This window comes from Liquorilactobacillus mali KCTC 3596 = DSM 20444, from assembly GCF_000260415.1.
GTDB classification, from domain to species: domain Bacteria; phylum Bacillota; class Bacilli; order Lactobacillales; family Lactobacillaceae; genus Liquorilactobacillus; species Liquorilactobacillus mali.
This window is the reverse complement of record NZ_BACP01000043.1, coordinates 1-13,302: the sequence shown is the minus strand read 5'-3', so window position 1 is coordinate 13,302 and position 13,302 is coordinate 1. Positions and strand designations below refer to the sequence as shown.

The 13,302-nt window shown below is 36.7% G+C and carries 11 protein-coding genes; 4 read left to right on the top strand and 7 right to left on the bottom strand.

The window, feature by feature from the left end; all coding sequences use genetic code 11:
* Positions 1–207 precede the first annotated feature (207 nt).
* The 7 genes from GSM_RS07950 to GSM_RS07920 form a co-directional block, all read right to left on the bottom strand.
* Positions 208–579 carry a DUF956 family protein gene (locus tag GSM_RS07950; protein WP_003690901.1) on the bottom strand — a complete coding sequence of 124 codons (372 nt, stop codon included), beginning with the start codon at positions 577–579 and terminating at the stop codon, positions 208–210.
* 283 nt (positions 580–862) lie between these two features.
* Positions 863–1,777 (bottom strand): PTS system mannose/fructose/sorbose family transporter subunit IID, encoded by a 915-nt coding sequence (locus GSM_RS07945; RefSeq protein ID WP_003690903.1) that lies wholly within the window; start codon positions 1,775–1,777, stop codon positions 863–865.
* 17 nt (positions 1,778–1,794) lie between these two features.
* Complete coding sequence (locus GSM_RS07940) at positions 1,795–2,607, bottom strand: PTS mannose/fructose/sorbose transporter subunit IIC (RefSeq protein WP_003690904.1); 813 nt, start codon at positions 2,605–2,607, stop codon at positions 1,795–1,797.
* A 23-nt stretch (positions 2,608–2,630) separates the two neighbouring features.
* Positions 2,631–3,602, bottom strand: a complete 972-nt coding sequence (locus GSM_RS07935) for a mannose/fructose/sorbose PTS transporter subunit IIA (RefSeq protein ID WP_003690906.1) — start codon at positions 3,600–3,602, stop codon at positions 2,631–2,633.
* Positions 3,603–3,694: 92 nt separating this feature from the next.
* Entirely contained in the window at positions 3,695–4,186 is a 492-nt protein-coding gene (locus GSM_RS07930) for a PTS sugar transporter subunit IIB (protein ID WP_029327397.1), read from the bottom strand.
* A gap of 201 nt (positions 4,187–4,387) precedes the next feature.
* Positions 4,388–7,228 (bottom strand): sigma-54-dependent transcriptional regulator, encoded by a 2,841-nt coding sequence (locus GSM_RS07925; protein ID WP_003690910.1) that lies wholly within the window; start codon positions 7,226–7,228, stop codon positions 4,388–4,390.
* A 298-nt stretch (positions 7,229–7,526) separates the two neighbouring features.
* Entirely contained in the window at positions 7,527–9,146 is a 1,620-nt protein-coding gene (locus tag GSM_RS07920; protein WP_003690912.1) for a peptide ABC transporter substrate-binding protein, read from the bottom strand.
* Between the two features lie 295 nt (positions 9,147–9,441).
* Here GSM_RS07920 and GSM_RS07915 point away from each other — a divergent pair, with 295 nt between their 5' ends.
* The 4 genes from GSM_RS07915 to GSM_RS07900 all read left to right on the top strand — a co-directional run.
* Positions 9,442–9,873, top strand: a complete 432-nt coding sequence (locus GSM_RS07915; protein WP_003690914.1) for an Hsp20/alpha crystallin family protein — start codon at positions 9,442–9,444, stop codon at positions 9,871–9,873.
* A gap of 408 nt (positions 9,874–10,281) precedes the next feature.
* A complete protein-coding gene (locus tag GSM_RS07910) occupies positions 10,282–11,505 on the top strand; it encodes an L-lactate MFS transporter (protein ID WP_003690923.1) in 1,224 nt (407 codons plus the stop codon).
* Between the two features lie 150 nt (positions 11,506–11,655).
* Positions 11,656–12,591 (top strand): DMT family transporter, encoded by a 936-nt coding sequence (locus GSM_RS07905; RefSeq protein WP_003690924.1) that lies wholly within the window; start codon positions 11,656–11,658, stop codon positions 12,589–12,591.
* Positions 12,592–12,622: 31 nt separating this feature from the next.
* Positions 12,623–13,302, top strand: a 680-nt coding sequence (locus GSM_RS07900; RefSeq protein WP_029327396.1) for an NAD(P)-dependent oxidoreductase, incomplete at its 3' end; no start/stop codon positions are given.

Sequence of the window (13,302 nt, the reverse complement as noted above, 5' to 3'; positions counted from 1 at the left end):
AATTTGTCGAAACTTTGTTCAGTTTTCAAAGGTCTACTTAATTGCTTAACGCAACTTTTATATAATACCATGTTCAACAACAACTGTCAAACACTTTTTTATTTAATTGTTGGTTGCTTTCGCTTTCCCTGAAACAAACAACGAAATTAAATATACTCTTAATTTCGTCACTCGTCAATCTTTTTATTATTAAAAATCACAATTTAATTACTTTTTCTTTTTTCTCGTCATTGCTCTCTTTAAAACTTGAAAAAAAGTTAGCGATTTTACTATTTTGTTAGCATCAACATATTTTCTGATCGCACGTAAAACTCTCTTGGGATTCTTGGAAGAAAAAGTAAATAACCCATTTCTCTTGGTCTTTAGAGCATAGCGTGGAATCCACATTCCTTTAAATAAAACCGATACCACAACAACATCCACTTCTTCCCATGGAATTTGAATGAAATTCTTTACATTACGAATATCATAAAATTCAAACCCCTTATCGCCTATCATTATTTTACCGTAGTCTGCCATTCCCATATGAGAATTTCCCTTAATAACTAGGTCCACTTTTGTATTAATCGATTTGACCATTTTTCCTTCTCCTTCTTATTATGTGTTTTAGGTAATTATATAGCTTTACTATTGAACACGTAAAGCATTCTATTTCTGTACTTTTCAATCCAATCAAAGACTTACTCATTTGTTTATATATAGTAAGAATAGTAAGAAAAAGACCAGATCAAAAATTTCATTTTGACCTAGCCCCTCCTTGATTACATGTAAATGTATGCCACAAGTCAAAAACTTTTGCCCAATTCAAAGTTAGCACTCAAATTTTATCGACTTACCTTACACATTTTTTTCATTTTTAATTCTACATTACACCTAAAACATGCATTACTACCCCAAACACAAAGAGTCCAAGTATGATAACAATTGGAGAAACATTTTTCTTTAATAGCCACATGCACAAGAATGTAATAAGCAAAGCTGCAAGTCCTGGAATTAATTGATTTAAGTTATCCTGTAAAGTAGTTACCTTATATTCTGTTAGAGAAAGACCCGAACTCTGCTGAACTAAAGCTTCCTTAATTCCGGCTGCTCCTGAAGGTAATTTACTCCAATCAATATAGGCACCTGAACTTTGTTTGATGCTCGAAATCTTAACTGCGCTAAAGTCAACGGTAACCCATCTCTCTATAAGTGCCGCTAATATGAACATACCTAAGATTGAAGCACCTTTAGTAATATCTTGTAAAATTCCACCAGATAAATCCTCAGTAATTTTTGAACCGGCTTTATATCCTAATTCTTGTGTATACCACATAAAACTCATTCTAATTGCATTCCAAACGACAAAATATAAAATTGGTCCAATAATGCTTCCACTTATAGCGAGTGATGCAGCCAATGCACCGACAATTGGTTTAACTGTATACCAGAACACTGGATCACCTACACCAGCTAATGGTCCCATCATACCAACTTTTACACCCTGAATTGTAACATCGTCAATTGGAGCCCCATTAGCTTTTTCTTCTTCAAGTGCCAATGTAACCCCAATAATTGGTGAAGCTACATATGGATGAGTATTAAAGAATTCCAAATGACGAGTTAGTGCTTCTGAACGTTCTTCTTTAGTCTTGTATAATTTTTTTAGTGCTGGTATTAAAGTGAAAGCCCAACCACCATTTTGCATTCTTTCATAATTCCACGAACCTTGAAGGAATGTTGAGCGCCACCAAACACTAATACGATCCTTTTTACTTAATTTAATTTGATCAACCATTATTTTTCCCTCCTTCTCTAATATTTATCTATCAGGTCGCCTACTGGATCACCTGTATTTGAGCTTCCACCATCGCCGTTACTATTACCGCCCTTTTTCGAAAGAGTCAAGTAAATCAACGCTATTGAAATCCCAATAGCACCAAGTCCGATAAGTGTAATTTCACTAATAGCTGCAAAAACAAATCCAAGGATGAAGAATGGCCAAACTTCACGACTAGCCATCATATTTATAACCATTGCATAACCAACAGCAACAACCATTCCACCACCAATAGATAAACCATCTGTCAACCAACTCGGCATTGAACTTAATAATGATTTAACAGGACCAGCACCTAAGGCTAAAATTAGAGCTGCCGGGATTGCAATACGTAATCCTTGCAAACAAATAGCGACAATTTGCCAAAATTCGATTTTCCTAAAACTACCTTCTTTAGCAGCACCATCCATAAAATGAACAATACCTGTTGCTAACGTACGAGTAATAATAGTGAGAAGAAGGCCTGCAACTGCCAGAGGAATTGCTATAGCAATAGCTGATGAAACTCCCGCACGTCCTTGACCACCTAAAACTAAAATAATTGCTGATGCAATCGATGCCAAGGCCGCATCAGGCGCAACTGCAGCCCCAATATTTGACCAACCCAATGCGATCATTTGTAGACTTCCGCCTAAAATAACACATGGTAATAATTGCCCTGTCACTAAACCTACCAACGTACAAGCGATAACTGGTTGATGAAAATGAAATTCATCCAAAATGCCTTCCATGCCGGCTAAAAACGCCACTAAGACAACCAAAATGATTTGAATCATACTCAGGTTCATAATTTATCCTCCATTTCTTTTAACTAATGCTTTTCTTTCAACATTTCTTGTGCCTTTTTAAGAATGTTATCCATATTTTCTCTGCCATCACTTGGAACCTTGCGTACATCAAAGGAAATTCCTGCCTCTTCTAATTCCTTATATGCATCAATATCACTCTGATCAAACGCTAGAACCTTATTAGGCTGTACTTTCCCAGCGGAATGTGCCATCGAACCAATATTTAATGTTTTAATAGGCACTCCACCCTTTATTGCCTTTAATGCATCTTGTGGATTTTCAAAAAGCAACAAAGCTCTTTGTCCTCCAAAATGTTTATCATCTTTTGCTAATTTAATCATCTGCTCAATTGGTATCACATGAGCCTTAACACCTGCTGGAGCTGCTTGCGTAATCATCTTTGTACGTAAATCATCTCTAGCTACATTGTCAGAAACAACAATAATCCGGGTCGGTTTAACTGTCTTGCTCCAAGCCGTTGCTACTTGTCCATGCAATAAACGCGAATCGATTCGTGCAAGAACATACTCAAATTTGCCTGGATGACCACTAGCGCTAGTACCTGCGGCTGTCGCATTCTTCGCTTCTTTAGGTTGTAATTTTTCTGGTTTAACCTTCACACCATCTTTTGCTGTCTCTATAATGTGTGTCGCAATTTCCTGAGCTGATTCCATTGATAATCTTGATGCATAAGCTTCAATTACCATTGGAAGATTCATCCCAGCAACAATCGCCCATTTGTCTTTGTGCTGCTCTAACAAATTATTGGCTTGATTAAATGGTGTTCCACCCCACAGATCAATCAAGAAGAGAACTTCATCTTGATTATCAAAAGATGAAATAGCTTCTTCCATCTTGGTTCTTACATCATCTGGGCCTTCATTAGGCATTAAGGTAACAGCCTTAACATTTTCTTGTTCGCCAAAAATCATCGAACCAGACTGGAAAATGCCTTCTGCAAACCCGCCGTGGCTCGCAAGAATAATTCCTACCATGTTTAATACCTCCTAATATTTTTTCTTTTGCATCTTATGCAAAAGTTGATAAAACCTACTGCATAACTCCACTATATTAAGTAATAAATCCTTCAAACTAATTCTTTTTCAGAGAGTGCATGCCATAAATCCTTTGAATTATCGCCCGATACTTTACGAACATCCAGCTTAATCCCCTTCTTGTGAATCCAAGAAAAAGCTGCCACATCCACATCATTCACTGCAATCGCATCACTAACCATTACCTTTGTTTTATCAAAACTAATTGCTCCAATATTGACAGTATCAACTGTGACACCTCCAGCAATTAGTCTCTTGGCATCTTCAGGTTCTTCTACTAAAATCATCACCTTTAGCGAACTAAAACGAATATCGTGGTAAATGCCAATCATCTTAGCAACTGTAATAACGTTGACCTTTATTCCTGGCGGACTGGCTTGTATTAATAAAGTTCTTCTAATTTTGTCTCTTGCAACTTTGTCAGAAACCACTAAAATACGATTAACCTTTGTTACCTTTGCCCAATTAGTAGTTACTTGACCGTGAAGCAATCGGCTATCAATTCTTAAAAGACGAACATCCATCGGCACCTTTTATCACCTCATAGCAAATGAAATTATTACTTAATATAGTTTGTAGTCATCTTGTAAGCGATGCCTACACCATACTAATAGCAACTTTCATGCCAAGTTTTGTGTATTATCAAATTTTCCTTTAATTAAAGGCTTTCTTTATAAAAAAACAATCAGTGACACACTATCTTATAGTGTGTCACTGATTGTGTATCAATTTTTTTGAAATTCTGTATTAAAAAGTTGCATTATATAATAAATTTCATTCTTGCCTAATTCAATATTCAAAGCTTCTTGCAGTATCTCATTGGCTTGTTGTACCACACTATACAATGAGTCCTTTTTCATCAACTCAAGTTCATCAGCAGAAACTGCCATTTCAGAATTTGTTAAAATTCTCTCAATTGCTCCAGCTAAATGCATGATCAGACTGATTTTAAAGGCATTTGTAAGCTTTTTTTGAACCCTTCTATCAAGAAAGTCACAGTATTTCCACAGTATCCCTGTAATTTTCTTAGGATTTATAAATGTAAAGTACTGCCCTAAATACTTCTGTGCAATCTCTTCCGTAAGAACATCAGAATACTCAAAATCCACGTTTCGATCTAATTCTAATTCCATACCCTCAATCAAGCTGATTAAACTTTCTCCGCCATCTTGTAACAACTTTTCTAGCGGAACAAAAGGAACCGATACATCGGGATCAACTATTCCAGTTGCGGCTACTATTCGTTGATTCTTCTTTATCTTTTGTACTTCTTGTTTCATTTGTACTACCGAAATTGGGATGACTTTTAGGTCATTAATTAAGTTATCAATAAGGATTTTATCCAATAACTCCTTAATCTTTTTTGCCGTTCCTTCACCTGTGGAACAAACTGCAATAATAACTTTTTGTCGTCCATCATCATTCGATATTGTATCTTTCTCCTTTTTTTCTGTAACCTTTTCTGTGGTCCGTGAGTATCCTGCAAATTCACGCAATTCACGGTACACGGTTAATAGATCACTATCGATTAATGCCGTCTTACGAGCAGCTTCCAAAATCATCGCTGTTGTAACCATGTCAATCGTTCGAACCTCTATCCGCGTTTTCTCCGTCAACTTGCTGCTAAAGGTACTTAAAGATCCCATATCTACTAAAAGCAGTACCCCGTTACCTTGATTTATTTGCTTCACTTGGACAGCAATCCCATCCAGTGCAACTTTGGGGCTCATTTCTAGTGGCATATCAAAGGAGGTAATGTTATCAACTGATAATAATTGCGTAACTACCTGAGCCATTGATGAAGCAGTGCTCTTCCCATGTGCTGCAACTACAATACCAACCTTCCCCGCCTTTGGCTCAGCTTTTAGTGATGCAAGCAAAATCGCCATATAATACACTTCCGACTCAGGAATAGGGAATTGGTAAGAGTCTTCTATGATACCTTTGACCTTCTGTGCGACTTCTAATTCGTCTGGATAATCATGTACCATGGACGTCAAATCTTTTGATATTTGTCTAAGCGGTTTGCCAGACTGGATTCTCTTCACAAAAGAACTGATATGTAGACTCATTGCATATATGAAATTATCGCGGGCAGGATAAGCTTCTTCTTCAACCAAAAACTTTTGAATTCTTTTTGTTAAATCAATTATATCCTGATCAACAATTTCATTTAATTTATTTTCTGCTTTATCGAGTTTTCCTCTACTATAGAATGATTTCAAATGTAAATTGATATCCGTCATAATAAAATTGTTTATTGATGATTTATCTAATCCTTCGTCCTTCAAAAGGGCTGCTTTATCGCCAATAATTTCATACAGATTATAAGGTAATTCATAACTATCAACTTCAGTATATTTCTTTTGGGCATCAGGTTTAATAATCATCTTTGTATCTAACAATTTTGTTATCTCACCCAGTTCATGTCTATTATTGGCCAAGTGGGACAAACCATCTTTGATATTTGGCGGTAATTGTTCAAATTGTAATCTAATTTCATTTTTATCTTGCATGCTGTTCAAAAAGCCCTGTGCACACACAAGTTGAACATTTGACTTAAGTTGCCCAACATTTCCATATGTGACACTTCCGATTAACGCTTGCACTACATCCTCATTTAGACATATATTCTTCTGAATTCGATTTGCTTCAAGCGTCAGTAACTGTTCCAACAGCTGAATCTTTTCATGTGCAGTTCTTTGCTGAAAAGCAGGTAATTGAATAATAATGGGGATCCTTCTTACAAACGTTTGAAGTAGTGAACTCTCCGGATTCTCAGTTGTAGCGCAAACTAATCTGATATCAGCATGATGTACCTTCGCAGTTTCGCCAAGTCTACTATATATACCATGATCCATAAAATAAAAAATCATTTCTTGCCCTTCAGGGGGCAAACGATGAACTTCATCTAGGAACAGCATTCCGCCATCAGCTTGCTGAATTAAACCATCCTTATCCTCATTAGCTCCCGTAAAAGCACCTTTAACATATCCAAACAGATGAGACATCAATAGTTGCGGATTATGGGCATAATCTGCACAATTGAATGTAATAAACTGTTTTTTCGTTAAAATATCAGAATCGACCGCAAAATGATACATAGTATTAGCAAAATAAGTTTTACCTGAACCAGTTGGACCAATAATCAATGTGTTTAACCCATGTGGCGGGTAGAGCAAAGCAGCTTTAGCTTGTTCAACTTGATTCTTTAAACTGTCATGGTGTCCAACCATACTTTCAAAAGTATTTCCTTTTCTCTTTGAAAAAGGGGTAAAAACTTTCTTAGTTTCAATACTTTTATCTGCAGCAAAACCTATTTTTGTACTTTCAATCTTTTTTTCTTCAATCGGATCAAGCTTTATCCCTGGTGTGTTCAGCCAATATCTTACTGGTCTACCACTTTGTTTATTCACAAGACCTTCGCGTACAAGTTGATTTAACTCTTTACTGACATTCGATCTAAGGATACCTAGTCCTTCCGCCACCTCGCTGGTTGTAAGAGCCTCAATCATCCCAGTGCCATGACTCGCTAAATAATCAATAATTTTTTCGCGCCGTGTCATACTTGTAACCCCTTTCGCATTGTGTATCAAGAGTGTATCACTCATTTGAATTAGTTTCAAATTTTGACACTCAAACGCAAAACACAATCTTTCTTACACAATATTCAGTTACTAGTTTTACTCACAAATAGCTTTATACAATTAGCTTGAAGTCATGGTAAAGTACGGTGCATAAAAAAAGAGAGTACCGAAAATTTAAAAACATTTTCGACAATCTCCTTCATTTTTGAAACATATTAGGATCTTCTACCCCTTGCTAGGATCACACTGAAAAATAATTTCTGATTTGGTCACTCCACTACTTCACATATGCATCCTTGAAGTTAAAGTTAACACCAGCTGAATTGTAAATAACACCCTTAACCTTAGATTTAACTAACGTTGCTTGTGCCTGTTGATACAAAGGTGCAACGCCTTGCTCCTTCATAAGAACTTCTGAAGCTTGTACCATATCACTCCAACGCTTTGCAGTTGACCCAGCATCTGCATCCTTGGAAGCAGAAATTAGTGAATCATATTCGGAATTGCTCCACTTACCATTGTTATATGAATTATCAGATGTAAATAAATCTACAAAACTAATTGGATCTGAGAAATCAGCTCCCCAACCTGAAAGAACTACATCAAATTGACCATTTTGGGATTTACTTAAGCGCGTCTTGAAAGGTACGTTATTCACAGAAACTTTGATTCCTGATAAAGTTTCTTCGAGTTGACTCTGAATATATTCTGAAACATCCTTTGCAGCATCCGTATCATCAGCTAACAAAGTAAATTGCACATTGTTTGTTCCTAATTCTTTAAGACCTTCTGCCCAGAGTTTCTTTGCCTCAGCCTTATCACTCTTAACGCCGTCGTAAGTTTTAGCATCCTCTGTAAAATCTTTGCCATTATACGTTGCAAGTCCCTTAGATACAATACCAGGAGCAACAACAGATCCATCACCGAGAACTTTCTTGACTAATTGTTTACGGTTGATTGCCAAGGAAATAGCCTGACGAATCTTTTTATTTTGGAAAACTTTTTGTGTTTGATTAAATTCAAGGTAATTGATTCTTGCCCCGCTACGAACCGTAAACTCTTTTGAACTCGACAACTGTTTTGCCTGTTCAGAACCTAAAAGTGTCTCATCAAGTTTCCCGCTCTGATACAAGTTATAACCAGTTGTTGTACTCTTATTAACCTTAAAATTAATCGCAGATAATTTTACGTTCTTCTTATCCCAATAGTTATTGTTCTTCTTCAATGTCCAGCTAAGGTTAGAACCTGTCCAGCCTGTCATCTTAAAGGGACCACTGTAAACCATATACTTGGAAGCTGTTCCGTATTTGCTGCCGTATTTTTCAACCGCACTCTTGTTTTGTGGGAAAAATGAAGGGAAGCCCATTAAAAGTTTGAAGTAAGGTACCTTCTTTTCAAGTGTAACTACTAACTTATAATTACCTTCTGCTTTTATTCCAAGTGTATTAACCGCTTTCTTACCTGCAGCAATATCATCAGCATTTTTAATGCCACTGAACAGGTACGCATATTCTGAAGCTGTTTTTGGATTAACAGTTCTTTGCCATGAATAAACAAAATCTTTGGCTGTCAATTTATCACCATTACTCCATTTCGCATCCTTACGCAAAGTGAACGTATAGGTCATCCCATCGTTAGAAATTTTAGTAGATTTCGCAATTCCTGGTTCAATCTTACTATTTTTACCTAAGCGATATAAACCTTCATTTGTGTTGTTCAACATATCAAAACTAATTGTATCTGTTGCCTTTGAAATATCCATTGAAGGCAGTTCCGAAGGCTCACTCCAATTAATAACTTGTTTTGAACTAGATGAACTGCTATTACCACAGGCCACCAAAATTAACGAACAAGCGGTAATTACCACCCCTAAACCAAACCTTTTTTGTATCTTCATAAAAACATCCCCTTTTTTCCACAAAAAATTCAACATGTTAGCATGAAATTAATTTTAAATTAAAATACCATTAAAAGCAATGATTTAAAAAAGTTTATTCAAAAATTTTCGCAACAAATAAAAAATGGCGCCCACCTTCCGCAGTAGACGCCTCACCGTATAATAGAATCTTAAGCTTACCAGTTAATTAAAAAAAAGTCAACAGCACAAAGGAGAACTTCAGTTCGTTTTTGTTGTTTTTTTTAATAAAAGGACTTAGAATATAGTTGAAAAATAAAGAAAGGAAGTTTTAGAAATGAGTAACGAATTAACTAACAGAATCAATAACTGGATGGGACAAGATGATTTCTTCAGTAATTTGGGACATTCATTTTTTGAAGGAGCAAAATCTTTTAATCAGGCTCTTAAAACTGATATCAAAGAAACAGATGACGCGTTCGACGTCAAGGTTGATGTTCCAGGGATAAACAAGGAAGATATTTCTCTATCTTATGACAATGGAATTCTTTCGATTAGTGCAAAGAGAGACTCCTTTGAAGATGAAAGCGATAAGGATGGAAACATCATCACCAGTGAGCGCAGTTATGGCAGCTACTCAAGACAGTACCGTCTTCCTAATATTATTAAGGATCAAATTTCTGCAAAATACACTGATGGGGTATTAGAAATTACACTTCCAAAGTCAAAAAAGACTTCCTCGTCTGAAAACCAAATTAAAATTGACTAATTAATTTATCGTAAGTTTCTTTTAGAATAAATAGAAGGGGCTGGGTCAAAATATAGGACCCAGCCCCTTCTATTTATTACGTATGAAAGTGTTCCATAAGTCAAAATTTTCAGCCTAATCTCGAATTAGTACTCAAACTTTACTGACTTATGTCATACTACCTTTTTTATTTGACTAATTTTCTAAAAAGCAACTTTAATTTATAAAATTACTACCTTTTTGTTTCATTATTGTACGAGAAAACTAGCAATCATCATTATTAGACTTCCTTTACCCATCAACACATTGTTCGCAAAATAATTAATAATTATCTTACAAAACATATTATTGTGTGATATAATCTCAATAAACATATTATTAAGTTAATAAAACACAATATAGTTCGTATTTAACGGAGGAGAATTTATTTTGAAAACAAATAGATATATTGTTGCTTTGGCAGGTATTATGTTACACCTGATGATAGGCTCAGTTTATGCTTGGAGCGTTTTTACGGGCCCAATTGCTAAGCAGACCGGCTGGACTGAATCTTCTGTTGCAGGAGCTTTCAGTATTGCAATCTTTTTTCTAGGAATGTCAGCTGCTTTTATGGGTAGAATTGTTGAAGTAGCTGGGCCAAGATTAACCGGCACAATTTCTAGTATCTTGTATAGTCTTGGAATAATTTTAACAGGTTACTCGATTCACATCCATTCACTTGTTCTTTTATACATTGCATATGGTGTTATCGGCGGTCTTGGACTTGGTTCTGGGTACGTTACACCAGTATCAACCATTATTAAATGGTTCCCCGATAAACGTGGTCTAGCAACAGGACTTGCAATCATGGGATTCGGCTTTGCTGCAATGCTCACAGGACCAGTTGCTCAGAATCTAATGTCCACAGTTGGACTTGAAAGAACGTTCTATATTCTTGGCACATTCTATTTTGTTGTAATGATTATTTCTGCACAATTCATTCGCAGACCTGATTCTTCGAATGAGGAAGTAACCCTTGAGAAAAAGGGGGTCCGAATTACAGTTGGGCCAGAACTTACTGCTAATCAAGCAGTTAAAACAAAATCATTTTCTCTCCTTTGGCTTATGTTCTTTATCAACATCACATGCGGCATTGGGCTTGTATCCGCAGCGTCTCCAATGGCACAGGAAATGACTGGTATGTCAGCTGCCACTGCAGCTGTCATGGTAGGAATAGTCGGCCTGTTCAATGGTTTTGGTCGACTCGTTTGGGCCACTCTCTCTGATTTCATTGGCAGACCTATCACTTTCAGTGCTATTTTCATCGTGAACGTTGTAATGCTTTCAGTTATTCTTGCCTTCAGTAACCCGCTAATATTTGTAATTGCACTGTGTTTAGTATTGTCATGTTACGGAGCTGGTTTTTCTGTAATTCCTGCATATCTAGGAGATGTATTCGGTACAAAGGAACTTGGAGCTATTCATGGATATATTTTAACTGCTTGGGCAGCTGCCGGAATAGTTGGACCACTACTCTTATCCTTCACACACCAAGTCCTTCATAGTTATTCCGTTACATTAATTGTTTTCATTGTAATTGATCTTCTTGCCTTAATATCCTCATTTTGGATTCAACGAGGATTTATTAAACTCGGAAAATTAACAGATAAGTAACAATGTGCAACCATAATTACGGAACTTTATCCATTTTATAGTTCCGTATTTTTTTGTCAAAAAATCCTTTAGTTTTACTACCAATTTTTATCTGCTAATATGTAGGCATAGATTATCAATCTTGTCTTTTAATAAAGTGAGGTTATAAAAATGTATTTATTTGCTATTGGCATCTGTATTGGCATTTTCTTACCTATGCAGACTGCGATCAACTCGCGCTTGCGTGTCTCCGTAGTTTCCCCTTTCATCGCTTCAACAATCTCCTTTAGTGTTGGTACCATTTTCTTAGCAATTCTCGTGATCATCACTCATGGTGTACTGCTTCCAAGTACTACCCTCATCTCAAACCAACCTTTGTGGATTTGGTTAGGGGGGATTCTTGGAATTATATTCTTAACTGGTAATATTTTCCTTTTCCCGCATATTGGTGGAGTTCAAACAGTTATCATGCCAATATTAGGACAAATACTCGCAAGCATGTTAATTGATAATTTTGGATTATTTTATTCATCCCATCATCCATTAACATTTCTTCGCCTTTGCGGAGCAATTTTAGTTTTTGCAGGAGTAATCGTAGCAGTTGCATTGCCCAGTATTCTCCATCGTGATAAACTTGCTGCAAAAGCAAAAGAATCATCTCTCTTATTGTTTTGTTGGCGCCTTTTTGGAATTATCACCGGTTCTCTCAGTGCTATCCAGACTGCGATTAATGGTCATCTGGGTGTTATACTTAATTCATCCATCAATGCAGCCTTCTTTTCTTTTTTGGTCGGTACGATCTTTTTATGGCTAATTGTTTTAATTAAAGATCGTAAAAATCTCAAAAATCTAAAGAGTCCGCAAATTATTTGGTGGAACTGGACGGGCGGTTTGCTTGGCGCTATCTTCGTAACGGGTAATTCTTTTTTAGTGCCACATCTCGGAACAGGAATCGTAACTGTGATTGTGTTGATTGGAATGATTATCGGGAGCCTTTTGGTCGATCATTTTGGCTTGTTTCTCTCACCAAAGCACCCTGTCCAATTCACACAAATCATTGGGATCATTGTTATGGTAATTGGTGTTGGTATTATCAAATTGTTGTAGGAATTCGTATCATATGGAAAGGATGACAAAATTGAAAATTGGATTTATTGGAACTGGCGTGATGGGTGCTGCAATTGCAGGCCATTTAATAAAGGCTGGTCACAAACTAACTGTCTATAATCGTACAAAAAGTAAAACCGACAAATTAGTCGCTGCTGGTGCAACTTGGGCCGATACTCCGACTGAGGTTGCCAAGACAAGCGATATTGTCTTTACAATGGTCGGTTTCCCTACCGATGTCGAAGAAGTTTATTTCGGTGACAAGGGTATCTTCAAAGGCTTAAAAGCAGGGAGCATTACAGTTGATATGACGACAAGTCGTCCAAGTTTAGCAGTCAAAATTGCTGACTATGCAAAAAAGCATGATTTCCATGCTGTTGATGCGCCCGTTTCTGGTGGTGATGTTGGCGCTCAAAACGCAACATTAACCATAATGGTTGGTGGCGAAGAAGAAACATATAACGAACTTCTCCCCCTCTTCAAAGTTATCGGTAAGGCAACTAATTTCTTTGGGGCTGCAGGATCTGGCCAACACGCTAAAATGGCAAATCAGATAATGATTGCTGGTACAATGACAGGTTTGACAGAAATGCTTCTTTACGCACAGCACGCTGGACTTGATGAACAAAAAATCCTCGAGACGCTTTCTGCCGGGGGTGCAAATAACTGGAGCATGACTAATTATGTCCCACGCATTCTAAAAAATGACTT

What these genes read in the sequence shown, in the direction of transcription:
- GSM_RS07950 (WP_003690901.1), bottom strand. Translation starts at nt 579, where the DNA reads ATGGTCAAATCGATTAATACAAAAGTGGACCTAGTTATTAAGGGAAAT.
- GSM_RS07945 (WP_003690903.1), bottom strand. Translation starts at nt 1,777, where the DNA reads ATGGTTGATCAAATTAAATTAAGTAAAAAGGATCGTATTAGTGTTTGG.
- GSM_RS07940 (WP_003690904.1), bottom strand. Translation starts at nt 2,607, where the DNA reads ATGAACCTGAGTATGATTCAAATCATTTTGGTTGTCTTAGTGGCGTTT.
- GSM_RS07935 (WP_003690906.1), bottom strand. Translation starts at nt 3,602, where the DNA reads ATGGTAGGAATTATTCTTGCGAGCCACGGCGGGTTTGCAGAAGGCATT.
- GSM_RS07930 (WP_029327397.1), bottom strand. Translation starts at nt 4,186, where the DNA reads ATGGATGTTCGTCTTTTAAGAATTGATAGCCGATTGCTTCACGGTCAA.
- GSM_RS07925 (WP_003690910.1), bottom strand. Translation starts at nt 7,228, where the DNA reads ATGACACGGCGCGAAAAAATTATTGATTATTTAGCGAGTCATGGCACT.
- GSM_RS07920 (WP_003690912.1), bottom strand. Translation starts at nt 9,146, where the DNA reads ATGAAGATACAAAAAAGGTTTGGTTTAGGGGTGGTAATTACCGCTTGT.
- GSM_RS07915 (WP_003690914.1), top strand. Translation starts at nt 9,442, where the DNA reads ATGAGTAACGAATTAACTAACAGAATCAATAACTGGATGGGACAAGAT.
- GSM_RS07905 (WP_003690924.1), top strand. Translation starts at nt 11,656, where the DNA reads ATGTATTTATTTGCTATTGGCATCTGTATTGGCATTTTCTTACCTATG.